Genomic DNA, 24,385 nt, shown 5'->3' on the forward strand with positions numbered 1-24,385 from the left:
CGATTTAAAATTTGCGTCGTTTTGCTTTGTAAAACGCATGGAATTTTGTCACTATGACGCAAGCGGTTTGCAAAATCCGGCACGTATGTAAATTTTAAAAATTCCGAGAGTTGCGGCGCGTTAAATTATATAAATTTAGGCGTTAAAATTCTACCGATATAGACACCCGCGAAATTCGCCGCTTAAAATTTCGCACTACAAATTCTTAAATTCCATCTCCAGCTGCTTGCGCCAGTCTTGCAGCGAGCGCTCTGCGTCCGCGGCGTATTTTTCGATAAGAGCGTCCGTTTTATTTAGAAACTCAAATAGCTTGCCTTCCCACACGGCGGGGTTTAGGTTGCTTTGATGCATCGTTTTGATATAAACTAACTCCTTGCTAAGAGCCTCAAGTTCGTCTAGATAGCTCTCGCGAGCGCTTTCGTCGTGCAGCTCTAGCCGCTTTAAATCTCGCAGTTTGTCCTCCAAAATATCGCAAAATTTCATATACCTTTGCGAGCTAAGCTCGGGATCTGCGGCGTCTGCGCGCACGGAAGCTTTTTGGACCTGAAAATACACGAGCGCGCCCACCGCAAGGGCGACTGCGAACATCAAAGCGAAATTAGCCATTTTTTCTCCTTAAGCCGTCCAAGCCCACGACCGCGAGCCCGAACCAAATTAGCGAAAAGCTCAAAATTTTATAAGTCTCAAGCTCCTCGCCGTAGATAAATACCGCGATCAGCATGCTCATGCTAGGGCTGATGTACTGCATAAAGCCGATCGTGGATAGCGGCAGATACTGCGTGCTTACGGCGAAGGTAAGCAGCGGCAAAATCGTAATCAGCCCGCTTGCAAACAGCAGCGCGCTGCTTACGTTAAAGCCGAAGGCGCCGCTTCCTTTCAGCGCGCAGTAGATCAGAAACGCAAGCGCAGGCAGCAGCATCAGCGTCGTCTCGCAAAACAGCCCCTCAAAGCTAGGCACTTTTACCTTCTTGCGAATGAGGCCGTAAAATGCAAAGCTAAGCGGCAGCACGAGCGAGATTATCGGCAGCCTACCCAGCGCGTAAATTTGCACGCCGATCGCTGCAAAGGCTAGCAGTAGGGAAAATTTCGCCGCCGCGCTTAGTCGCTCGCGCAGAAACAAAGCGCCCAAAAGCACCGAAAATAGTGGATTTATAAAATATCCGAGGCTGGTGGCTAAAATTTGATCGGAATTTACCGCGTAGATATAAATGCCCCAGTTCGTGCTGATAAGTAGTCCCGTACAAAGCAGCGTGAGAGCGATTTGGGGAGTGCTAAGAAGTCGCACGACATTTTTTAAGCGGTGCGCAAAGCAGAGAAAAACGAGCAGCAGCAGGAAGGACCAAACGACGCGATGCGCTAAAATTTGCACCGCATCCACGTCCTTTATGAGCTTGAAAAATATCGGAAAAACGCCCCACATAACAAAGGTAGCGAGAGCAAGCATTAGCCCTTTAGCGCGGTTTTCTTCCATAAAATTCCTTCCAAATTGCCTAAAGGCGCTATTTTAAGATTTTTTGGGTTAATAAAAGCTTATTTGGGTATAATCGCGAAATTTTACAAAACCTAGGAGGGGCTATGAGCTGGAGTAGGACGTCGTGGAAAGATTATAAAATTTTACAGCAGCCGATTTATCAGGATGAAAGTGCGGTGCAGGCCGCTAAAGATCGCCTTTACAAACTGCCGCCGCTGATATTTGCGGGCGAGGTTCGCAACCTAAAGGCTGAGCTTGCGCGCGCCAGCGAGGGCAAGTCGTTTCTGCTTCAAGGCGGCGATTGCGCGGAGAGCTTTAATGATTTTAGCGCGAATAATATCCGCGATATGTTTAAGGTAATGCTTCAGATGGCGATCATTCTTACTTTTGCGGCGAGTTGCCCCGTCGTTAAAGTGGGTCGCATCGCAGGGCAGTTCGCAAAGCCGCGCAGCAGCGACTTTGAGGAGGCGGGCGGCATAAGTTTGCCTAGCTACCGTGGCGACATAATCAACGGCTTTGAGTTTAACGAAGCGGCGCGCAAGCCGGATCCTGTGCGCATGATCGAGGCGTATCATCAAAGCGCTTCGACGCTGAATTTGCTGCGCGCCTTTTCTCGCGGCGGTCTTGCGAACCTGCACGAGGTGCATAAGTGGAATTTGGGCTTTTTGAAAAAGGGCGAGCTGGAGGCTAAATTTAACGAGCTGAGCGATGAAATTTCGCGCACGCTTAAATTTATGGAGGCGTGCGGACTGAGCGCTGCGAACTCTCCGAGCCTTGCCGAGACGGTGCTTTACACCTCGCACGAGGCGCTGCTGCTGCACTACGAGGAGTGCCTGACGCGCATCGACAGCACCAGCGGCGATTGGTACGATTGCTCGGCGCACATGCTTTGGATCGGCGAGCGCACGCGCGGCGCGGACGATGCGCACGTGCATTTTTTAAGCGGTATCAAAAACCCTCTCGGCGTCAAGATCGGCCCGAGCGGCACCGCGGATGAAATTTTGCGCCTTTGCGACAAGCTCAATCCGCAAAACGAAGCAGGTAGGCTAAACGTCATCATTCGCATGGGCGCGGATAAGATCGGCGCGCGGCTGCCGAAAATTTTACGCGAGCTAAAGCGCGAGGGCAGGGCGATCCTATACAGCATCGATCCGATGCACGGTAATACCGTCAAGACCGCCAACGGCTATAAAACGCGCGAGTTTTCTAAAATTTTAAGCGAGGTTCAGAGCTTTTTTGAGATCCACGCTGCGGAGGGCACGCACGCGGGCGGCATTCACCTTGAGATGACCGGTCAAAACGTCACAGAGTGCACGGGCGGCTCGTTTAACGTAACGCAAGAGACGCTAAAACAGCGCTACGAAACGCAGTGTGATCCGCGCCTAAACGCAGATCAGGCGCTGGAGCTTGCGTTTTTGCTCGCCGATAATTTAAAAAAGGCGGATTAGTCCGCCTTTTATTGCGTGGGAATTTGGTCGCGGCTTAGAATTTAATCGTAGTTTGGGATATTTTACGTAAGTTCGCGCCGTGACTGCGCTTTGCGCTTGAAATTTAATCGTAGCTTGGCGCTAACGATTTAAATTTACGCGGCTCTAAATATAGAGCGGCTTTGGGCGCAGTCTTAAGGCGGCTAAAATATAGACGATTGAAAATTTATACCTCGCGCGAAAACGTAAGCCGCGTAAGCCCGCCGCCCAAATACGAGCAATTTAAAATTTTGCGGTGTCGCGCTGCGATAAAATTTCTTTTTGCACAGACTTGCAAACTTCTCGGCGACTAAATTTGGTCCTGTGAGCTCGCGGTTTAAAATTTTAAATACGCTCTGTATGTAATTTTAAAATTTGTGCTACCGTGAAATTTTAAAAATTTAGCGCTAAATTTGCAGCCCGCGGAATTTCATTTGTGAATTTCGCCGTGTAAATTTTAATCGCTCGCTGCTGCGTGTGCCGCCTATCTGTGCACGCTTAAGCTAGCGGCAGACTAAACAGTAAATGCATCGACACAATCCCCTCGTCTTTTTGCACATAGTGTGAAGATCGCGGCTGCGTTATCCGCGGTATTTATTCGGCATAGATACGGCGCAGAAGCCCTTGCTTGAGACGGGTGCGATAAACACACGCCGCCGCGGCAGTGTATGTTCGGTCGGCTCATGAACTTTCGCTTAATCCTTAATGATGCGATAGATTAGGCGGAACAGACTTTGCATCCGTTTAAAATTTCAGAGCACGATTTCGTCGTGAAATTTTAATAGAAAATCTATGCTTCTGTCGTTAAATTTCGGGTCGAAATTTTACCTTTTGAGTTTATGCCGCCTCGCCGCTATAAAATTCCAAGTCTTAAATTAAAGCAAAATTCTGCGGCGCGGTGAAATTTCAAAATTTCGTTGCGGTAAATTTTGTGCTCTAAAATTTCATCCATGAATGTAGAATTTTAAGTCGGCAAATATAAAATTTAGAAGGCAAAGTTTGCTGCCGCATCGTGTACTGCGCCGCGAAATACTACTCTACATAATCTGCACCTAACCCCATAAATTTCGTCGTGCAAAATTTATGCAGAATTTACGCGGAGTTCTTGCTGCCGTGTGCTGCTTCGCTTCGTTACTTTGAGCGCGGCTTATTAAGTTTTAATGCGACTACGGCGATTGCGACGTTTACATCGTGCGTAATGCTAAGGCTTGCGGATTTGATATGAAATTTTTTACGGATTTTTTTACGTATTTTTAGGTGCGGCGCGCCTAGGGCGTCTTTGTAAATTTTGGCGTCTTTAAAGCCGAATTCCGCGCCGATGCCGGTGCCTAGCGCCTTACTAAGCGCCTCTTTGGCGGCATAGACGCCCGCTATACTTTCGTCGCGCAGCGCCGAGGAGCGCTCGGATTTTTTCAAAATGCGCTTTAGAAATTTCGCGCCGTATTTTGCGCGCAGCGCCGAGATCCTGCGCACCGCGGTTATGTCCGTGCCGATCTTTATCACGGTCTGGCGCCCCGCGGTTTAAATTTAATCACGATTATAGCCTCTCTTTAATCTCGACGTCGATGATCTTATCGCCCTGTCTGATCGCGTCCAAAACCGCTAGGCTAGGCTGATCCACGATTTGCCCGAAGACCGTATGCACGCCGTCTAGGTGCGGCTGCGCGCTGTGGCAGACGAAAAACTGGCTTCCGCCCGTATCGCGCCCCGCGTGCGCCATCGATAGCGCACCGCGCACGTGCTTGTGCTTTTGGCGGTCGCATTCGCACTTTATGCGCCAGCCCGGGCCTCCCGTGCCGGTGCCGCGCGGGCAGCCGCCTTGGATTACGAAATTTGGAATTACGCGGTGAAAATTTAGCCCCTTGTAAAACCCGCTGCGCGCGAGGCTGGCGAAATTCGTAACCGCCTGCGGGGCTTCATCTGCGAAAAGCTCCAGCTTCATATCGCCCTTTTCGGTTTTGATAACGGCGTATTTATCGCGCGCCAAAGCCGCCGCGTCGATGTCGTAAATTTTTAAGCTTTCCATTTTTTCTCCTATGCGATGTTGGTGTAAACTGCCTGCACGTCGTCGTCATCCTCTAGCCGCTCGAGCAGCGCGTCTATGTCGCTAAGCTGCTCCTCGCTAAATTCGTGCTTTTCGTTAGCGACGAATTTTAAGCTTGCGCTGATGATCTCAAGCCCTATCTTTTCGATCCCCTCGTTTAGAGTGCCGAAGCTTTCGTATTCGCCGTAGATTAGAAGCGTCTGTTCGAGCTCACCTTTGTCGTTTTCAAACTCGTTGATCTCAAGCTCGCTAAGACCGAAGTCGATGAGCTCAAGCTCCAGCTCCTCAATGTCGCGGCTCGGCAGCTTGGTTTCAAAAATGGCCTTGTGCGAAAACATAAATTTCAAACTGCCGCTCGGCAAAAACTCGCCCTTAGCTTTGTTTAAAATCGACTTTACGTTCGCGACGGTGCGGGTCGGGTTGTCGGTGGCGCATTCGATTATTAAAAGCGCGCCGTGGGGGGCCTTGCCGTCGTAAAAGATCGTTTTGATATCGGCGCTATCTTTGCCGCTTGCGCGCTTGATAGCCGCGTCAATGTTGTCTTTGGGCATATTTTGCGCCTTTGCCGTGGCGATCGCGGCGCGCAGTTTAGAGTTCATCAGCGGATCTTCGCCGCCCTCTTTCGCAGCCATCGTTATGGCCTTGCCCAGTTTTGGGAAAAGTTTGCTCATCTTCCCCCATCTAGCTTCTTTTGAAGCGCGTCTGTATTCAAAAGCTCGTCCCATAAAATTCCTTAAAGCTTAAATTTAAAAACGGGTGATTATAACGAAAAACTCTTAAATTTCAGGAGCGGGCGTTGAAATAAAATTTATTAAAAAGTAGTATAAGTTTTGAAATTTTAATCCAAAGGAGAGGCTCATGGCTTTGAAACAAAGCGTAAAATTTAAGGCGCAAAATATACACTGCGAAAACTGCGCGAGGACGATCAAAAACGCGCTTAAGGACGATTTCGGCGAGATCGAGGTGGACGTGGCAAGCGGAGTGGTGAGTTTAAGCTTAGATCCGCGCGACGAGGCTAAATTTAAAGAGGAGATGGACGATTTGGGCTTTAGCGTCGCAGAAAAGCTAGCCTGCGAAAACTAACGGATGCCAAGCAAAATCACTCTAAATATCGTCGGGATGAGCTGCGTAAACTGCTCCAATGCGATCGAGCGGTCAAGCCGCAAGATCGAGGGGGTGAAGGAAGCGCACGTAAATTTCGCAAACGGTAGCGGCGAGTTCGTACTAGATGACCCCGCCGTAGAGGAGACGCTAAAAGCCAAGATCAAAAAGCTAGGCTACGACATCGCCGTGGATTACGAGGATTTGGAGCGCAAAAAGCGGAGCAATCTCAAAGCGGCGCTATTTAGGCTAATCCTAGCTCTCATTTTGGCCGCGGCGGTAATGGCTGTGGAGATGAGCGGGTTTTTGAGCTTCGTTCCAAAGGCGCTGCTTTGCGCGGCAATGGCGTGCGTGAGCCTATTTTACTGCGGCAAGAACTTCTTTTATCACGCTTACGGCTCTCTGAAAAACAGAAGCTTCGATATGAATGTACTCGTGGCGATGGGAAGCTTTTTCGCGTTTGCCTATTCGCTAACGGCCGCGGCGTGGGTCTATACGCACGGCGCACAGAACGAATTTACCAATCTTTATTTCTCGTCCGCCTCGATGATAATCGCCTTTATTTCGCTCGGCAAATACCTAGAAGAGCGCAGCAAGATGAAGGCGAACGACTACATCAAGGGGCTAATCGATCTAAGCCCTAAAACCGCACTTTTGATCAAAGATGACGGTACGATAGCCGAAGTGCGCGCAGAAGCGCTAAAGCCGGGCGATAAAGTGCTAGTAAAAAACGGCTCGCGCATCCCTTGCGACGGGCTTATCGTCGAGGGCGGCGCGCAGATCGATGCTTCGCTCATCAGCGGCGAGAGCTTGGCGGTTTATAAAAGCGTAGGCGATGAGGTCAATGCGGGCTGCGTCAGCACTGATGGTGTCATCTACGTGAAGGTGACGAAATTCCCGCATCAGACGCTGCTTGCCGAGATTAAAAATCTGCTAAACGAGGCGGGCAACAAAAAGATGCCGATCGCGCGCTTTGCCGATAAAATTTCAAATATCTTCGTGCCCGCGGTGATTATGATCGCGCTTGTCAGCTTTATAGCGTGGATGGCGCTTGACGGGCGACTCTCATACGCCGCATCCGCCGCTATCTGCGTGCTTATCATCTCCTGCCCGTGCGCGCTAGGTCTTGCGACGCCGATTGCGATCGTTTGCGCGATCTCAAACGCCGCAAAGGCTGGAATTTTAATCAAAAATCCCGAAATTTTAGAAATTTTAAAGGACGCGGACGTTGCGGTTTTCGATAAAACCGGCACGCTTAGCAAGGGCGAAATTTCGGTAAGCTTCAGCGATCTGAGCGCCCAGGATCTCTACGCTTTAGCAAGTGCGCAAAAGCTTAGCGAGCATCCGATCTCAAAGGCGATCGTGAAATTTGCCGAGCTGAAATTCGGCGAAATTTCTAAATTTAACGGCGAGTTCGAAAGCATCGCGGGCAAGGGGATCGTCGCGAAAAATCCCACCGGCGAAATCCTTTGCGGCAGTGCAGGCTTTCTGCGCGAGCGCGGCGTGGATGCGGGCGTCGAAGTAGAAGCGGAGGAGCTTTTAGACAAGGGCTTCGGCGTCGTTTACTGCGCGATAGGCGGCTCATATGCGGGCTTTATCGCATTTAGCGACGAGATCAGAACCGAAGCGCGCGGCGTCGTACAGGCGCTGCAAAAAAGCGGCGTAAAAACCGTTATGCTAACGGGCGATAACGCCAAAACGGCAAATTTCGTCGCTCGCAACCTCGGCATCGACGAGGTAAAAAGCGGAGTGCTTCCAAGCGGCAAATATGAGTTCATCAAATCCCTGACGGACGAAGGCAAGCGGGTGCTTTTCGTGGGCGATGGCGTCAATGACGCGCCGAGCTTAAAAGCTGCTAGCATCGGCATCGCGATGAACGGCGGCAGCGACGTAGCCAAGGGTGCGGGCGACGTGATTTTTATAAAAAACGACCTTGAAAGCGTGCTGTATCTATTCCGCCTAGGCGGTGCCGCCATGCGGACGATCAAGCAAAACCTCTTCTGGGCGCTCTTTTACAACGCCGTATGTATCCCGATCGCGGCAGGCGCGCTATATCCAGCGCTCGGCGTGCTTCTAAAGCCGATGTACGGCGCCGCGGCGATGTGCTTTAGCTCCGTAACGGTCGTGCTAAATTCCATCAGATTGAAATTCGCTAAATTTTAACGCGACGGATTTTGCGCTAGGCGCGGAATTTTGCGCGGCGAAATTTTAATTCTACTCCGCGCAGAGCGCGTAAAATTCTTTCATTCTGCAAGGAATTCTACCTCGCAAATTCTATCTCGCTATAATGCGCGTAGAATTCCACGGAACGGGCTCCACTTGAAAAATTTTATTTCATGATAAACCTAGCGCGGAATTCCGCTAGATTTGTACAGCTTGCAAAATTTTATTTTACCGCTAGCTCGTGCGTAAATTTAAAATTTTAACGTCGCGGTTCGCTGTGCTCTCATATAGTGCCGCTCGTCGCTGCGCCTCTAACTGCCATTATTTAACGCCGTTCGCCGCCGCGCCGTAAAATTTTAAAAATTCTGCAAAATTTTATAAGGTTGAAAGGAATTCCATAAAATTCCACCGCCCGCACTAAGTTTTAATAAATAAATTTAAAGGTAAAATAACGCTTCAAATGCAATTCGAGGTAGCGATGCGAAAAATTCTAATGGGTTCGTTTGTTTTTTGCGGCACGCTTTTTGGCGCTTCTTGCGAGCAGATGCTAAGCGATCCGCGCGGCTTTTTTAGCAAAGAGCCTGCGGACGAAGAGCTGCTGCAAAGCGATTTTGGCTGTAAAGGCTCGCTAGCTGGCGCAGAATTTTTGCAAAATTTAAAAAGCGCGTCTTCTGAGATCAGGGACGAAAATATCGATTGCGTCGGTAATGAAGCCTTGCTGAACGAAAAAAGGCTTGAGCGAACCTTGGCGTTTGCGGGGATGGACGGAGAGGGATTTTTAAGCTATGCTAAAGAGAAAAACTACGCACAAATTAGCGAAAAATCGCTTGAAGCCTTAGAATTTTACTCCGAGCGCAAGATTGGAAATTTCATCGCTTATGGCAATTTTATGGGCGAGATCCCGGTAGCCAGGGAGGCGTTAAGAGATTATTTCGCCGCTAAATTCAACAAAAACGACGCTGATGAGCTGGCAAGCGCCGTGATAGCGGAATTTATTGCATACGCCGCAAAAGATCGCAAGGCGGGAGATTACGGTGAGCTTGAGCTGGCGCTAAAAGGCGGAGTAGGCGCAGATGAGTTTCGTACGCTACTTTTTAGCAAGGATTTTGCGATTTACGAGCTTGATAATGCCCTGGATCTGGCACTTTTGCTAGGATATGACGAGCGTTTTAGCGGTGCTTTGATCGAGCGAGGTGCGCAGGTGAATGCTGGCGAGGAAAACTCGCTATTTTACGCGATGAATAACGTTCAAAGCGCTAAATTTATGATCTCTAAAGGCGCCTTGGTTAGCTATAAAAACTCACTTGGGCAAACTCCGATATTTTTCGCCGCCGCGGCAAAAAATTATGAGCTCGTAAAATTGCTAATCTACTCGCACGCTAGCGTAAATGTCCGCCAGATCGGCAGCGCTGAAGCTCAGGCTCTAGCGTCGCTAGGCGAGCGTAGCGACGGCTGTGAACGTTCGGGCGCGGGTAAGACACTGCTGATGTTTGCGGCGCAAAAAAGTACCAAGCAGATCGTTGAATTGCTCGTAAAATCGGGCGCAAACGAAAAGGCGGCCGACGAGGCGGGGCTAAATGCGCTAGACTACGCGCTTGCGGGTGGTGAAGCGGCTACGCAGAGCTATTTGCGCTCGCTTGGATTAAGTCCTACGCAAGTAAGCGATGATTTTACGAGCGATCCGCAAGATGCACCTGAGCGTGAAAATTAGCGGGCTTGATTTAAAGGGTCGCTCGCCGCTTCGTCGTCGTTTTGGGTTTGCGGCGTTTTGGGTTTGCAAAAGCCTTATGAGCTTTAAATTTAGAGTTTTGCCGCTTTGTAAATTCTATAGATTTAGCGGATTTTTCGAGTGCGAGTTGGTAGAATTTAACGCTTTAAAATTTTATCGCTTTGCTTGCGCAGGTTGCATGCTCTGAAATTTTATAAACGCGCAGGCAGGCTTGAGAAATGGCGATTTGTGCGTTTATGCGCGATAAAATTTTTGCTGATGGATTTTGGTTTGCGATCAAGAGCGGGATTTCGTCAAATTTTGCGCGAGAAATTTATCGCTTTTGCGACAAAGTAAGCGTTGCATCATTGTGGAATTTTACCTTGATTTGAAGCTTTTGCTATGTTAAATAGAATTTAATACGCGTTTATAAAATGCTTTTGATTACGCCGCGCGCGGTATTTTGCACCGGAGAGATTTTTCTGCGCGATAAATTGCTTAAAAATGCGTTCGCAAAATTGCAAACGCAGCAAAATAGCAGAGTTTACTGCGCGATTAAGGCGCTCAATAATCGCCGTAAAAGAAAGTACGCAATACAAATAATTGCTGCAAGGTGCGCAGAATTTTAAAATTTAACCCCCGATCGGAGGTTAAATTTTAAAATTTTATCAATCATCAAGGATTAAAATGTTAAAAAATTTGCTTATCTTTACGGCGATTTTTTTGCCCGCGCTAGCGCTTGCGGACGTGGAGCCCGCCGTGCGAAACAGCGAGCTTTACGGAGTGCTGACGCTTATCCCGCCGGTTGCGGCGATCGTACTTGCTTTTATCACCAAGGACGTGATTTTGTCGCTGTTTTTGGGCGTGCTAAGCGGGACTTTTCTCGTCGGTATGGTAGATCACGGCATCGCGGCTTCGGCGCTTTTTGCCTTTACGAACCTGTGCTCGCGCGTAGTAAAATCGATGGCGGATACGTGGAATGCGGGCATTTTGCTTCAGGTCATGTGTATCGGCGGGCTCATCGCTTTAGTGACCAAAAGCGGCGGCACGAAGGCGCTTGCGCTCTGGCTTAGCAAGCACGCAGACACCCCCGTTTTGGGTCAAATTTACACCTGGCTGATGGGTATCGTGATATTTTTCGACGATTACGCAAACGCGCTGATCGTGGGTCCGATAATGCGGCCTCTGATGGATAAATTTAAAATTTCGCGCGCAAAATTCGCCTTCATCATCGACGCGACCGCAGCGCCGATCACCGGCATCGCGGTGATCTCTACGTGGGTCGGAGTTGAAATTTCGGCGATCAAAGAGGCCTACTCGCAGATCGGCATAGAAAACATAAACGCCTTTACCGTCTTTGTAGAGACGATCCCGTATAGATTTTATAATATTTTCATGATCTTTTTCGTAGTCGCTACTGCCGTAATGAGTAGGGAGTTTGGCTCGATGTATCGCGCAGAGATCGCATCTCGCGGCGGCAAGAGCTCCGCTGCGGATTTTAAGATCAAAAATTTAGAGGATCAAATTTTTGTACCCAAAGAGGGCGTCGCGCTTCGCAAGCTAAACGCGATAATCCCGCTAGGAGCGATGATTGTCCTTTCCGTCATCGGGTTTTACTTTAACGGCTACAGCTCGCTGGAGGGCGAGGCTTTGGAGGCGGTCAAGGCAGCCCCTCTTAGCTTTACTTCTATCCGCACCGCATTTAGTGCGGCGGATGCTTCGGTCGTACTGTTTCAATCCGCGCTCTTTTCATCGATCATCGCCGTCGTTTTAGGCATCGCGCAAAAAATTTACGGCGTCAAAGAGGCGATCGAGGTCTGGGTTGGCGGCTGGAAAAGTATGCTAAATACCGTCATAATCCTGCTTTTTGCGTGGTCGCTAAGCTCGGTTATCAAAGAGCTAGGCACTTCGCGCTATTTGGTCGAGCTTCTAAGCGACGCTACGCCGCGCTTTGCGCTTGCGATCGTGATCTTCGTGCTCAGCTCGTTTATCTCCTTTTCAACGGGCACAAGCTTCGGTACTATGGGCATCGTCACACCTTTAGCCGTGCCTCTTGCTCACGCCGTGGGGCAAAAATATGGCCTTAGCGGCGAGGAATTTCATGTTTTTATGTGCGTAAACGTAAGCGCGGTGCTTACCGGAGCGATCTTCGGCGATCACTGCTCGCCGATTTCTGATACGACGATCCTTTCTTCGATGGGCGCAGGCTGCGATCACATCGAGCACGTAAGCACGCAGATGACTTATGCGCTGGTCGTTTGCGGCATCAGTATCATTTGCGGCTACCTGCCTGCGGGCTTTGGGCTTAGCGTGTGGGCCTGCCTGATCTTGGGTATCGCGGCTATCATTCTTTTACTGCGCGTGGTGGGTAAAAGAGTGGATGTATGAATTGCGAAAGCTTCGGTAGTTGCGGCAGCTGTACGCTCGGTGAGCCCTATGAGGATCAAATTTTATATAAAAAGCGTCTGATAAGCGATAAGTTCAGAGAATTTTTTGACGGCGAGTTTGAGTTTTTTGCCTCAAGCCCTCAAAATTACCGCATCAGGGCGGAATTTGGCATCTGGCACGATATTTGGCATAGCGCATCTGATCTTGCCTACACGATGGGCGGCTCACAGAGTAAGAAAATTTTAATTAACGAATGCCCAAAGGTAGCGCTTCCTATCGCAAATTTAATGCCGCAGCTGCTAGAGGCGCTTAGGCGGAGCGAAGCTTTAAAAGAGAGGCTCTTTGGCGTTGAGTTTATCTCGTGCGCCAGCGGGATTTTGGCGACGCTGCTTTATCATAAGCGCCTGGGCGAGCGCGAGCAGGGGGCGATTTGCGAGCTGGCGGGCAAGCTTGGTATCAGGGTTATGGCTCGCGCGCGCGGACAGAAGCTGCTAAGCGGCGAGCTAAGCCTCACGGACGAGCTTTGCGTGGACGGGCGAGTTTATAAATTTCGCTTCGGTGAAAACGCTTTCATCCAGCCAAACCGCGGCGTGAACGAAAAGATGATCGCCTGGGCGAGAAGCTGCGTAGACTTCGGCAAAGACGGCGCGAGCGAGAGGTGCAGCGCACAAAATTTTGCCGCACAAAATTCCGTTGAAAAAAATTCCATAGCGGGGAATTCCGCCGCGCAAAATTTGGCTAAAAAAAATTCCGTCGCGCAAAATTCGAGCTGCGAAAAACATGCCGTGCGCCCAGAAAGCTCCGGCGCGCGCGATCTGCTGGAGCTGTACTGCGGACACGGCAACTTTACCATCCCGCTTGCGGCTAAATTTAACCGCGTGCTGGCGAGCGAAATTTCAAAAAGCTCGATTGCTAACGCCCGCATAAACTGCGAGCTCAACGGCGTTTGCAACGCGCAATTCGTCCGCCTTAGCGCGGATGAGCTGATGAGCGCGTTTGCGCGCAGGCGCGAGTTTGAGCGGCTAAAGGGGATCGATATTTTCAGCTACGATTTTTCGCACGTCTTGATCGATCCGCCGCGCGCGGGGCTGGAGCCTAGCGTGATTGATTTCATAAAAAATTTTCAAAATTTGATCTACATCTCCTGTAATCCGCAGACGCTTTTTAAAAATTTACGCTCGCTTTGCACTACGCACGAGGTGCGCAGGTTTGCGATCTTCGATCAGTTCGCGCATACGGCGCATATCGAATGCGGCGTGCTGCTGCGGCGCAGGAGCTAGGCGAGCTTAAAACCGAAGCCGCGGATTTATGCTGCGCGCGGGATAAAATTTCGCCTAAAATATGTATAATAACAAAATTTAAAATTACGAAAGGAAGTAGATGGTTGATCTAAATAAAATCATCCAAGCAAAGCGCACGATAAACGATTTCGTCTATAAAACGCCCTTTGCTCTGGCGCCGAAGCTCAGCAAGCTTTACGGCGCGGAAGTGTATCTCAAAAGCGAGAACTTGCAGCGCACCGGCGCATATAAGATCCGCGGCGCTTACAATAAAATCGCGCATCTGACGGACGAGGAGCGGGCGCACGGAGTAATAGCTGCAAGCGCGGGCAACCACGCACAAGGCGTAGCGATGAGCGCGCAAAAATTCGGCGTGCATGCTGTGATCGTAATGCCTGAAGCTACACCACTGCTTAAGGTAAGCGGCACGAAGGCTCTGGGCGCGGAGATCATCCTAAAGGGCGATAATTTCGACGAGGCGTACGCGTTTGCACTGGAATATGCAAAGGAACACAATCTGACGTTTGTGCATCCCTTTAACGACGAGTTCGTCCAAGCGGGCCAAGGCACGATCGCGCTTGAGATGATCGAAGAAGTTGCAGATCTTGAATACATCGTCGTTCCGGTTGGTGGCGGCGGGCTTGCGACGGGGGTTTGCAGCTGCGCTAAACAGATCAATCCGGACATCAAAATTATCGCTGTAGCCGCCAAGGGCGCTCCCGCGATGCACGATAGCTTCGTCGCGAAAAAACCGCTAAATTCCAAATCCGTCCGCACCATCGCCGACGGCATCGCTGTGCGGGATACTAGCGAGATCACGCTCTCTACGATCATCGAGTGCGTCGATGAGTTCGTGCAGGTCGATGACGAGGAGATCGCAAGCGCGATACTCTATCTGCTCGAGCAGCAAAAAATCATCGTCGAGGGTGCGGGCGCGGCGGGCGTAGCGGCGCTGATGAACGCGAAATTTGCATTCCCCGCGGGCGCAAAGATCGGCATCATCCTAAGCGGCGGCAATATCGACGTACAGATGCTAAACATCATCATCGAAAAAGGCCTCATAAAATCGCACCGCAAGATGACGATCAACGTCACGCTCGTCGATAAGCCGGGCGCGCTTACGGGGCTTACCGAAATTTTGCGCCGCGCCAACGCAAACATCGTCAAGATCGACTACGACCGCTTCTCGACCAATATCGAGTACGGCGACGCGCAGATCACGATCACGCTTGAGACCAAAGGTAAGACTCATCAAGAGGACATCGCCTGGGCGCTCAAAAACGCGGGGTATGATTTCAGGGAGATTTTGTAAAATTTCTCGGGAGTTTTTAAAATTTATTTTCGCTCGTGAATTTGTCTAAAATTGCAAAGTTTACTCGCTTGCATCCTGATTACAGCTTGCAGCGGGTAAATTTTAATTTGCCTCCATTTTATATTTGCTGCGCCGAAACACTTTGCGGCTCGCGGTTTTAAATTTTACGTAAAATTTGAAATTCAAAATATGCGGCGTAAGCCGCAGTTTAAATAACGCGAGCGTAGCTCGCACTTCTAGCGTCGCGCGGGTGGGGGTTGGTAAGGGGGCGGGCGCGCCTCGCAACTCTGAGCGCCGCCCCCTTACGGATTATGTGTAACGCATACGCGGGCTCGAATTTATAAAGATTTCACTATGTGTTAAATTTTAGTATTTTTAGCTCTTTGTGTATTTCTCTCGGGGCGGGAAAGGGGCTTGAATTGCGAGGTCGCATTTCTCGCGGGCGCCGCCTTTGCAGCACCGCATTGCTCTGCTCGCCCACAAACCCCACCCATCCCCCGACGACGCTATCGGTGCAGGCTGCGCCTGAGTTTAATTCTAATGAAATGAACAAGCATAAAATTTCGTGTGTTGTAATTCAAGCCATATCAAAATTTAACATTAGCCACAAGGCTGATCCCTGGCACGCTCAAGGGGCGGACTGTTCCGCATTAAATTTTATAATCGCGGCACGCTTCTTTAAAATTTCTTTTGCGATTTTAAAATTTCGCGTCGCAAAAATCGTAAAATTTTAATTGCACTACAAATCGGCGCTGTATTTTGCTAAAATACCGATAAAATTTTAAAGGATGAAATTTGGAAAATTTTGCTTTTCTTCTAAATTTAGTGATATTTTGCATCTTGGTTTTTATGTTTTTTAAGATGCGCAAAAGCGGCGAGCAGGCGGGCAAGCCGCAGATCGCCACCGATATCACGCGGCTTAAAAGCATCGGCGAACTGAGCGTTTTTAAAATTTACTCCAAAGAGATCGTCACGCGCAAGCAAAACGTAGGCAGCGGGCTGCTGGGCTCGCTCGTCTCGCCGCTGATGACGAAAAAGCAGATCGCCATCATCTTCGAGTTTGAGATCGAGTTCGTTTACGACCTGCTAAGCCCCGACTTTGCGATACTGCCGCAGGGCGAGGATCGCTACGAGATCAAGATGCCACCGTGCAAATACAAATACTCGATCAAAGATATGAAAATTTACGACGAGAAAAATGCCAAGCTGCTGCCGTTTCTGTTGCCCGATTCGCTAAACGGGCTATTCGGCGCGAGCTTCGATGAAAGCGATAAAAACCACCTCATCGACGATGCTAAGGACGAGGTCAAGCAGCTCTCGTTAAAAATCATCAACGATCTTGGCGGCAAGATCCACAAATCTGCGACCGACACGCTGGAAGCGATCGCTAAGAGCTTCGGCGCGAAGGAGGTCGGATTTATCTTCCAGGACAAGGCGCTTCAAACAATCGACATAAACTCTAGCGAGATCGCAATCGATAAGTCGCTAAAATCGCAGATCGAGAAGTAGATGGAGCTTTTTAAGGCGCTTTTTAAAATTTACTTTGCCCGCATGCTCGCGTTTATGGATGCCTGCGCGAGGGCTTGGCGGAGGTTTTATGAGCCGATTAGGCTGCGCAAAGAGAAAAAGCGACTGCGCGCGAAGGGCTATTTTACCGAGGATGCGACGTGGGCGGAGTTTTTTGCGGATTTTAAATTTTGCAAATGCTTCATCATCAAAAAAATCCTCTATCCAAACTTCTACGCGATCAAAAACTCCCACAAATGGGAGGCGGGCTCAAAGCGAGCTAGCTTTACGGTGGGCTCGTTCGCATACGACGAGATCGCGTGGGTGTGGGTGCCGCGAGCCTTTGACGGCGGGCGGAAAAACGATCTGGAAAAGCTAAAAGATCTACTGCAAAAAATCCCCGCGCTGCGCTATGAGCAGAGCGATACGGGGATTAAAATTTTCGGCTACGAGTGCGGCGAAGGGGCCTTGTAATCGTATAAGGCGGCATTTGACTGGTTTCATATTTGCTTGATCTTGTCAAGGATCGCGCCGATGCGGCTTAAAGCTTGCGCTGCGTATATGGATAGCAAGCGGGCGAGTTTTGGCGGCTGTGTCTTTGACAAACAGCGCGTGCGAGCGTGAAATTTTGTCTTTTCAAACGCCCCGGCGTGGTCTAAATTTAAACTCCGCGCGAGCATAAAACGCGGACAAATTTTATCTTCCCGCCCGGCTCCATAGATCCTTTGCTTTGGCGGGGTTTTTCATATTAAACCACGCAAGAAGCAGCACTACGGACGCTAATGGATTTAAGATTAAATTTAACAGTTCCATGCAATTTATGACGCCCATCGTTATAGCGGCGGGAGCCGGTATTTTAAACATCATGCCGTAGATGACGTCTGCGCTGATATCTATGATTAGTAGCGCGGCATATACGGCGAAAAGCCCGCATCCTGTGGCAGCGCGCAACTTAAAATTTATAATTATCCAAGCGACCGTAACTGCAAATATCAGATACGGCACGTATATTTGTAGCCTACTGCAATCACATCTTCTGAGTATATAAATGGCTGAAAAATATAGCAGTGCCGCAAGCGCGATGCTGTAGGCGTATTTGAAGATTATAAAGACCCGCGGGCCCGTGATATTTTGTATGTTTTTAAGCGCGTGGTAAAGGAATGTGAAGGCAAAAATCCACACTAAGATTTGAGAATCCAAGTACGCGATTTCGCCTTTTATAGAATACGCCGCACTCGCGACTAGTAGGCAGAGCGCACCGAGCGTGCCTTGCAGCTTCGCTCTTTGAAAATCTTCATTCATTTTACATCTTTAAATTTTAATATGCGGCTCACTGCTTGTGCCGCGCAGATGAACGGCGGGCACTGCTTTGATTATCGCCGCGAACTTTAAATTTAGCCGCTGCGAATACTTTGATTTAGCGCCACCGCGCATACTTCGTACTTTACGTCGCTGTGAATGATTTAAGCTCAGCACGCCGCCGAATATCTCATCCTTGGGCTACTGCCGCAAATTTTATTTGGTGCCGCCGTTACGAGTGCTTTTAATTTAACGCCGTAGTTACCGCAAATTTTACTTTGCCGCCGCCGCTCGCGTAATACGTTTTTGAAATGGGATTTTACGCAAATTCTGTTTAAAATGGATTTAACTTTTTAAATTTAAAAGCAGCGGAGCAACTTAAAATTTATAACTATCCAAGTGCCATTACTATAAGCATTAAAAACGCTTATTTTTGATTTTTAAATTTGAGCTGTTTTTAGTAAATTTTGCTTACAAATTTTGTATAATTTTTAAAATTTTATATCGAAAAGAGGAGCGAGTATGAGATTTATCGTTATATTGTTTTTGGTGGTCGGCGGCTGTTTTGGAGGCAATATAACCGACTTTCAAAGCTTGGAAAAATTTATCAAAGATGGGCAAGCGAAAGGATATTTTCCTAAAAAGATTTTAGTGACGCAAGGATTTGATACCACCGTATTAGAAGACGTGAGTTTAAATTTTAGCAAAACCATATATTGGGATATAAATTCTCGCTGCAACCAAAACGCAGACGAGATCATTATAGCCGAAAGCGATACGAGGCACTCTATAGTTTGCCCCGGAAATAACAACGTCTATATTTTGACGGGCGGCAGAAGCGATGTGAAAGACCCATGGGGAAACGATATCTTCGTAATGGGCGAGAACGATGATAAAATTTCAAAAAGCTGGGGTACAAATATATTTATATTCGGCAAAAGATGGGGGCACGATAAGATAGAAATCGGCGATTCTAGGATAAATCCGTCGTCAAACCCCGAATACAAAAACGAATTTCCTTACGAGTTTAGCCACTTTTTCATCTTTGATAGCGGGGTTAAAAAGGATGATTTAGTTTTTAACTTTAACAAGATAATAAATTTAAAAACAAACGACTCTATAGAACTTACGGATTTAAATGGTATAAATTTGATTTTTAAAGACGAACCGGGCAAATACTACGGCACAAATTCATTAAAGGAGATTTACGACAAAAACTTTTTCGTTACGCCTAAGACTGAAGAGAGTTTGAGTGCGGATGAGATACAAACGTTGCTTCACAAAACGGCATATTCAGACAACGCCAAAGATGCTAAAAAATACTGCGAAATGGGCGGCGATCCGAATTTTAAAGGTCATGAAAATACCACCCCCATTGAAATGGCGGTAATGTTAGGTAACGAAAATTCGCTTCGCGCGATGCTAGAGTGCGCAAAAAGACTGACTGATAGCGCAATGATGATGAGCGTATTCGGAAGCCAACACGACGATGAGAAGAGTTTTAGGCTCGTAAAGCTTTTGGAAAAATACGGCGGAAATTTTAAAGCAAAGGATAGGGATGGCTGCTCCATGGTAAATTATGCGGCAAGTTCTCATAGTCTAGAAATCGTAAAATATCTAGTAGAAAGAGGCGCCGATCCAAAAGCTAGATGTTCTCATAACCAAAGCGTAACTCCATCGGATTGGGCAAGGAAAAATGAGGATAAAAGAGTATATGAGTATCTAAAAAGCCTAGAAGCTAAATAAAAGGTATGCTAAATGGCTTCTTATCGTCTGCCTTAAACTGGCGTAATTAAATTATTAGGTTTTTGATGCCGATAGTAAGGGGCGGTGGTTCTGTTAGGGTGCCGATTTGGCTTGCGGCTGCAGCGACGGAACTTATTTATGTGCCATCTAGAATGGGCGGCATATCGGACTCTCTATAGCACCAAGATTTGCGGCTATGCCAAAAAGCTTTAAGTTTTCGGCGAAAATTTTATTTTACATTATTTTTGTTGAAAATATATAATTTAATCCAAAATTTATATACACTTCGCTATTATCTCATTTTTAATTTTGCGGCCCACTCGTCTAGTGGTTAGGACGCTGGCCTCTCACGCCGGTAACAGGAGTTCAAATCTCCTGTGGGTCACCATTTCATCACTTAAAATCAATTAAAATTTTCTATCATCCAGCTGCCTGCCCTTGAAATTTAAGACCTCATTTGTTTTTGTAGTATGTTGATTAAAATTTCACCATATTTTTACCGAGGCTAATTGATCTAGAATGAAAGTCGCGCGAATTAGAATTTAGATCAAATTGTAAAATTCACGGCTAAATCCTACCGCTACTTATATTTTCAAGATTACGCAGCCTATTCCAGTTTTGTTCGTTTTGTAAATTTCTCATATTCTGTCGCTGCTGCATCTGCTCCAGTTGCTGCTGCGATTGCTGTTGCATTAGGCTTTGCCGCGCGGCAATATATTGCTCCTGCGCTCTTTGCTGAGCTTGCGCGCTATTTGCTCTGAATGAATTAAACGCGTCTCGCGACACTGCCGGTTCTTGCGCCTTTCGCGCGACTTCGGCATCGATTTTTTGCCGCTTCGCGCAGCGGTTTGGCTGCTCCTTATTTAGCGAGCTTGCGACGTCGCATCTGCTCGCGCCTGTTGCAAACAAAGCCTCCTTGCTGTCCTGCGAGAGCGTTGAGCAGCCGCAAAGCAAGACGACCAAAATAAGGGCAAGGAAAAATTTTAACTTCATAGCCGCCTCTTAAATTTTATCTTCAATTTCCGACCGATGCTAATCCGCACCCTTTGCTAGGTCGAATCCGCACTGCGTCACAAGCGCCTTATCGCTTGCGATGCTATCGCCGGTGGTGGTCAGGAAATTGCCCGTAAGCGCCGAGTTGATGCCGCATCCAAGCGCTGTGCGCACGTGCTCGCCCAAATTTCGCCTGCCGCCTGCGAAGCGCAGATACGCGCGCGGCAAGATAAAGCGGTAGATCGCGATCGATTTTAAAATTTCATCGTGCGCTAGCGGCGCGGCGTCTTGCAGCGGAGTGCCCTTGATCGGGGTCAGGATATTGATCGGCACGGAGCTGACGCCCAGCTCTCGCAGTTGCAGCGCCATATCGATGCGATCCTCCATGCCCTCGCCCAGCCCAAAAATCCCGCCGCTACATACGTCAAGCCCTACAGCGCGGCAATTCTCGATAGTTTGGATGCGGTCGTCGTAGCTGTGCGTCGTGCAGATCTGCGGATAAAATTTTCGCGAAGTCTCGAGATTGTGATGATAGGTCTGCACGCCGCTCGCTTTAAGCAGCGCCAGCGCGGGCTTTGAGGCGATCCCCAGCGAGGCGCACAGATGCAGCCGCGTTTCGCTTCGCAGCCGCTCATAGATCGCGCAGTATGCCCCTAGATCGGAGCTTTTTTGAGAAATTCCGCGCCCGCTGGCAACGAGCGAGAAGCGGTGCGTCTGCTCGGCTTCGTTCGCAAGCGCGGCGCTTAGCACCTGCTGCTCGCCCAAGATCCCGTAAATCTCGCAGCCCGTGTTAAAATGCGCTGACTGCGCGCAGTATTTGCAGTCCTCGCTACAGCGCCCCGATTTTACGTTTATGATCGTGCAGAGATTAAATTTATCGCCGCAAAACTCACGTCTAATCTCATCCGCCGCCGTAAAAAGCGCGCCTAAATCCTCGCATTGCGCCAGATCTAGCGCCTCCTCCTTTGCAATCTCGCAGCCCGCCGTCACGCGATCTTTCAGCGCGCAAACATAAGCTTTATCTATCAGCATTCATCCTTTTTGATAAAAATGCGTAATTATACAACGCTAAATTTAAAGCAAAGCTCGCGCGTGAAATTTTGATGCAGGAATTTTTCGCTAAAAATTTACGCGGAATTTCACGCCCTTGCTCGCCGCTTTTGTGCCGCGATTTTTACGGACGGCTCGTCTGCGGCATCTGCGCGCGATTTATCGTTTTGAAATTTTATTTTGGCTAAAATTGCGGCTTTAAATTTAAAGGCAAAAAATGAAATACGACGTTATCGTTGTGGGAGGCGGGCATGCGGGCATCGAGGCAAGCTTAGCCGCCGCAAAAATGGGCGCAAAGACGCTGCTAATTACGATCTTGGCCGAGCAGATCGGCGCTGCGAGCTGTAACCCCGCAATCGGCGGCCTTGCTAAGGGACATCTGGTAAAGGAGATCGACGCGCTGGGCGGTCAGATGGGGCTTGCGGCGGATGCGTGTGGGCTGCAGTTTAGAATTTTAAACGAGAGCAAGGGTCCAGCCGTGCGTGGCTCGCGCGCTCAGATCGATATGGATGAATACCGCATCTACATGCGAAATTTGCTGCTAAACACGCAGGGGCTGGACGTCAGCCAGGAGATCGCGAGCGAAATTTTAACCTGCGAGCGAGGCGGCGCTCCGCGCGTTTGCGGCGTTAAGAGCCATCTTGGCAACATTTATGAGACCGAGCATCTGATAATCACCGCCGGCACCTTTTTAAACGGGCTAATTCACGTGGGCGAAAACAAGCTGCAAGCAGGGCGCGTGGGCGAGCTAGCGAGCGTCGAGCTAGCCGAATCGCTGCGAAGTCTGGGTTTGCAAATGGGGCGGCTAAAGACGGGCACCTGCCCAAGGATCGATGCCAAGACGATCGATTTTAGCGTGCTTGAGCGCCAAGACGGCGACGCGGATCCGCACCCTTTCAGCTTTCGCAGCAAAAATTTTGCGCCAAAGCAGCTTGCTTGCTTTATCGCTTATACGAACGAGCGCACGCACGAGATCATCCGCGAAAATTTCGCCCGCGCGCCGATGTTTACGGGACAAATTTCAAGCACGGGCCCGCGCTACTGCCCGAGCATCGAGACTAAAATTTATGAATTTCCAAATCGCGACCGCCACCACGTCTTCGTCGAGCCGCAGACGCGCGAGGCCACGGAGTATTACGTAAACGGCCTCTCTACGAGCCTTCCTTACGACGTGCAGATTGCGTTTCTGCGCACGATCAGAGGCTTTGAAAATGCAAAAATCGTCCGCCCGGGCTATGCGATCGAGTACGATTTCATCGATCCTACCGAGCTTAAACACAGCCTCGAGACCAAAAAGATCCGCGGGCTATTTTTAGCAGGGCAGATCAACGGCACCACCGGCTACGAGGAGGCCGCGGCGCAGGGGCTGATGGCGGGCATCAACGCCGTGCTTGATTTGCACGGGCGGCAGCCTCTGATTTTGCGTAGAGATGAGGCGTATATCGGCGTTTTGATCGACGATCTGGTTACCAAGGGCACGAATGAGCCCTACCGAATGTTTACTTCGCGCGCGGAATTTCGCCTGTTGCTGCGCGAGGGCAACGCCGTGCTGCGCCTAAGCGAATATGGCCGCGAGATCGGGCTTTTAGACGAGGCGAGCTACGAGCGGGCGCGTAAGCTTAAGCTTGATGTGGAAAGCGGAATGGAATTTTTGCTAGAAACGCAGATTACCCCTTCGAAACAGACGCTTAGCCTGCTGCAAAGCATCGGCGCAGAGCCCATTTCGCAAAGCTGTAGCTTGCAAAAAATCGTAGCCAAAAGCGGTTTTTCAAAGGCGGGTCTGCTTGCTCTGGCGCCGCATTTTGAGGGCTTTAGCGATGAGGTTTTGGATGAAATTTTAACGCAGTGCAAGTATCATTTCTACATCGCGATGCAGCGCGCCGAGGTCGAGAGGATGAAGGGGTTGCTGGGCGTCGCGATCCCGCCGCAGATCGATTTTAGCAAGATCGGAGGCCTTAGCAACGAGATCGTACAGAAGCTAAATCGCTTCGCGCCGCCGACGCTTTTTGCCGCGAGCGAGATCAGCGGCGTAACGCCCGCCGCAATCGATATTTTACACATCTACATCAAGCAAAATTTTGATGTCAAAGGCAAAATAAAATGATAACTATAAAAAGCGAGAGCGGAAATAGTAAATTGCAGTAGATTTGGCAAAAACATTTTAAAATTTATGGTGGAAAGTTGAAGTAATATCTCAAAATCATACTTCCACTTGAATTAAAGCCAAATTTTGCGATAAAATAAATGGCGCAACTTTAAAAATGGTAAAAAGGAATAGAAATGACAGCATTGGAAGGATGTTTAAAGCTACGAGATGAGTTTTAAACGAAGACGGACTCCGCAAAAGTCATAGACGTGATTGTAGAGCAATATACCAAGGCTAGTGATAAAGATACTTATTGTACAAGGGCTTGAAAAATCAAATTAAGATTTATATATAAGGAAGAAAATGCAGATTAAAATTTTAAATCTTTTAGATGAAGCAAATCAGCTAAAACTCAAGGTAAAAAGCCTGTTAAATGAGCCAAATTTAGGTCAAAGTCAAAAATTTGCACTAAAGCATATAAATAGTGATCTAACGAAGATTTTAAGTGTTTTAAATCTCAAAAATGCAGCCTTTGATTCAAATATGAGAAGTGGCGGAGAATATACGCTCGAGGAGATTGGTGCCGTTCTTGGCGGGGTTAGTCGTGAGAGAATCCGTCAAATAGAATCAAGTGCTCTAAAAAAGTTAAAACATCCAAAAATAATTAGAAATTTTTATAACTATATAAGGTTGTAGGATTTTATGTAAATTTAATTTGGGCGTAGGCAGGATAAGCCTTATAAATATAGAGTATTCAGCTTTAAAATTTAAA

21 protein-coding genes and 1 tRNA gene are annotated in these 24,385 nt (G+C 48.6%); 14 read left to right on the plus strand and 8 right to left on the minus strand.

Annotation, left to right across the window (positions count from 1 at the left end; translation table 11 throughout):
- Positions 1-195: 195 nt before the first annotated feature.
- Both Q0380_RS09480 and rarD read right to left on the minus strand, forming a co-directional pair.
- The gene (locus Q0380_RS09480) at positions 196-606 is read right to left on the minus strand and encodes a hypothetical protein (RefSeq protein WP_298963075.1); all 411 of its coding nucleotides are present in this window, start codon (positions 604-606) and stop codon (positions 196-198) included.
- Positions 599-1,471 (minus strand): EamA family transporter RarD, encoded by an 873-nt coding sequence (gene rarD / locus Q0380_RS09485; RefSeq protein ID WP_298963077.1) that lies wholly within the window; start codon positions 1,469-1,471, stop codon positions 599-601. Before rarD ends, Q0380_RS09480 begins: the two co-directional genes overlap by 8 nt.
- 104 nt (positions 1,472-1,575) lie before the next feature.
- Between rarD and Q0380_RS09490 the strand changes: the two genes are divergently transcribed.
- Positions 1,576-2,919, plus strand: coding sequence for a class II 3-deoxy-7-phosphoheptulonate synthase (locus Q0380_RS09490; protein WP_298963079.1), 1,344 nt, complete (start codon positions 1,576-1,578; stop codon positions 2,917-2,919).
- A gap of 1,149 nt (positions 2,920-4,068) precedes the next feature.
- On the opposite strand, the gene acpS is transcribed toward Q0380_RS09490, so the two are convergent.
- From acpS to Q0380_RS09505, 3 genes are read right to left on the minus strand one after another with little or no spacing between them, the layout of a single operon-like run.
- A complete protein-coding gene (gene acpS, locus Q0380_RS09495; protein ID WP_298963081.1) occupies positions 4,069-4,440 on the minus strand; it encodes a holo-ACP synthase in 372 nt (123 codons plus the stop codon).
- 34 nt (positions 4,441-4,474) lie between these two features.
- Positions 4,475-4,963: a peptidylprolyl isomerase gene (locus Q0380_RS09500; RefSeq protein WP_298963083.1), complete on the minus strand. Its 489-nt coding sequence runs from the start codon at positions 4,961-4,963 to the stop codon at positions 4,475-4,477.
- Between the two features lie 8 nt (positions 4,964-4,971).
- Complete coding sequence (locus Q0380_RS09505; RefSeq protein ID WP_298963086.1) at positions 4,972-5,706, minus strand: YebC/PmpR family DNA-binding transcriptional regulator; 735 nt, start codon at positions 5,704-5,706, stop codon at positions 4,972-4,974.
- 133 nt (positions 5,707-5,839) lie between these two features.
- On the opposite strand from Q0380_RS09505, the gene Q0380_RS09510 reads away from it, so the two are divergent.
- The 9 genes from Q0380_RS09510 (at position 5,840) to Q0380_RS09550 (ending at position 16,913) form a co-directional block, all read left to right on the plus strand.
- Positions 5,840-6,064 carry a heavy-metal-associated domain-containing protein gene (locus Q0380_RS09510; protein WP_297921553.1) on the plus strand — a complete coding sequence of 75 codons (225 nt, stop codon included), beginning with the start codon at positions 5,840-5,842 and terminating at the stop codon, positions 6,062-6,064.
- A gap of 3 nt (positions 6,065-6,067) precedes the next feature.
- Positions 6,068-8,245: a cation-translocating P-type ATPase gene (locus Q0380_RS09515; protein WP_298963088.1), complete on the plus strand. Its 2,178-nt coding sequence runs from the start codon at positions 6,068-6,070 to the stop codon at positions 8,243-8,245.
- Positions 8,246-8,705: 460 nt separating this feature from the next.
- A complete protein-coding gene (locus Q0380_RS09520) occupies positions 8,706-9,956 on the plus strand; it encodes an ankyrin repeat domain-containing protein (protein ID WP_298963091.1) in 1,251 nt (416 codons plus the stop codon).
- Complete coding sequence (locus Q0380_RS09525; RefSeq protein ID WP_298963093.1) at positions 9,946-10,161, plus strand: hypothetical protein; 216 nt, start codon at positions 9,946-9,948, stop codon at positions 10,159-10,161. The genes Q0380_RS09520 and Q0380_RS09525 overlap by 11 nt, the downstream gene beginning before the upstream one ends.
- Positions 10,162-10,640: 479 nt before the next feature.
- Entirely contained in the window at positions 10,641-12,341 is a 1,701-nt protein-coding gene (locus tag Q0380_RS09530; RefSeq protein WP_298963095.1) for a Na+/H+ antiporter NhaC family protein, read from the plus strand.
- On the plus strand, positions 12,338-13,621 hold the full coding sequence (locus Q0380_RS09535; protein WP_298963097.1) for a tRNA (uridine(54)-C5)-methyltransferase TrmA: 1,284 nt from the start codon (positions 12,338-12,340) through the stop codon (positions 13,619-13,621). Before Q0380_RS09530 ends, Q0380_RS09535 begins: the two co-directional genes overlap by 4 nt.
- A 100-nt stretch (positions 13,622-13,721) precedes the next feature.
- The gene (gene ilvA, locus Q0380_RS09540; protein WP_298963099.1) at positions 13,722-14,933 is read left to right on the plus strand and encodes a threonine ammonia-lyase; all 1,212 of its coding nucleotides are present in this window, start codon (positions 13,722-13,724) and stop codon (positions 14,931-14,933) included.
- A gap of 795 nt (positions 14,934-15,728) precedes the next feature.
- The gene (locus Q0380_RS09545) at positions 15,729-16,442 is read left to right on the plus strand and encodes a DUF4230 domain-containing protein (RefSeq protein ID WP_298963101.1); all 714 of its coding nucleotides are present in this window, start codon (positions 15,729-15,731) and stop codon (positions 16,440-16,442) included.
- Positions 16,443-16,913, plus strand: coding sequence for a hypothetical protein (locus tag Q0380_RS09550; RefSeq protein ID WP_298963103.1), 471 nt, complete (start codon positions 16,443-16,445; stop codon positions 16,911-16,913). It abuts the gene before it with no gap.
- Between the two features lie 222 nt (positions 16,914-17,135).
- Here Q0380_RS09550 and Q0380_RS09555 read toward each other — a convergent pair whose 3' ends face one another.
- Positions 17,136-17,741 (minus strand): hypothetical protein, encoded by a 606-nt coding sequence (locus tag Q0380_RS09555; RefSeq protein WP_298963105.1) that lies wholly within the window; start codon positions 17,739-17,741, stop codon positions 17,136-17,138.
- A gap of 519 nt (positions 17,742-18,260) precedes the next feature.
- Between Q0380_RS09555 and Q0380_RS09560 the strand changes: the two genes are divergently transcribed.
- Together Q0380_RS09560 and Q0380_RS09565 are read left to right on the plus strand one after the other, a co-directional pair.
- Positions 18,261-19,484, plus strand: a complete 1,224-nt coding sequence (locus Q0380_RS09560) for an ankyrin repeat domain-containing protein (protein ID WP_298963108.1) — start codon at positions 18,261-18,263, stop codon at positions 19,482-19,484.
- Between the two features lie 313 nt (positions 19,485-19,797).
- A tRNA-Glu gene (locus Q0380_RS09565) sits at positions 19,798-19,872 on the plus strand.
- A 179-nt stretch (positions 19,873-20,051) separates the two neighbouring features.
- Here Q0380_RS09565 and Q0380_RS09570 read toward each other — a convergent pair.
- Together Q0380_RS09570 and bioB are read right to left on the minus strand one after the other, a co-directional pair.
- Positions 20,052-20,477 carry a hypothetical protein gene (locus Q0380_RS09570; protein ID WP_298963111.1) on the minus strand — a complete coding sequence of 142 codons (426 nt, stop codon included), beginning with the start codon at positions 20,475-20,477 and terminating at the stop codon, positions 20,052-20,054.
- Between the two features lie 39 nt (positions 20,478-20,516).
- On the minus strand, positions 20,517-21,509 hold the full coding sequence (bioB, locus tag Q0380_RS09575; RefSeq protein ID WP_298963114.1) for a biotin synthase BioB: 993 nt from the start codon (positions 21,507-21,509) through the stop codon (positions 20,517-20,519).
- Between the two features lie 235 nt (positions 21,510-21,744).
- Between bioB and mnmG the strand changes: the two genes are divergently transcribed.
- Both mnmG and Q0380_RS09585 read left to right on the plus strand, forming a co-directional pair.
- Positions 21,745-23,631, plus strand: a complete 1,887-nt coding sequence (gene mnmG, locus Q0380_RS09580) for a tRNA uridine-5-carboxymethylaminomethyl(34) synthesis enzyme MnmG (protein ID WP_298963117.1) — start codon at positions 21,745-21,747, stop codon at positions 23,629-23,631.
- A gap of 345 nt (positions 23,632-23,976) precedes the next feature.
- Positions 23,977-24,309 carry a sigma factor-like helix-turn-helix DNA-binding protein gene (locus Q0380_RS09585; protein ID WP_298963121.1) on the plus strand — a complete coding sequence of 111 codons (333 nt, stop codon included), beginning with the start codon at positions 23,977-23,979 and terminating at the stop codon, positions 24,307-24,309.
- The last annotated feature ends 76 nt before the right edge of the window (positions 24,310-24,385 follow it).

This window comes from uncultured Campylobacter sp. (assembly GCF_937959485.1).
In the GTDB taxonomy this organism is placed as follows: Bacteria; Campylobacterota; Campylobacteria; order Campylobacterales; family Campylobacteraceae; genus Campylobacter_B.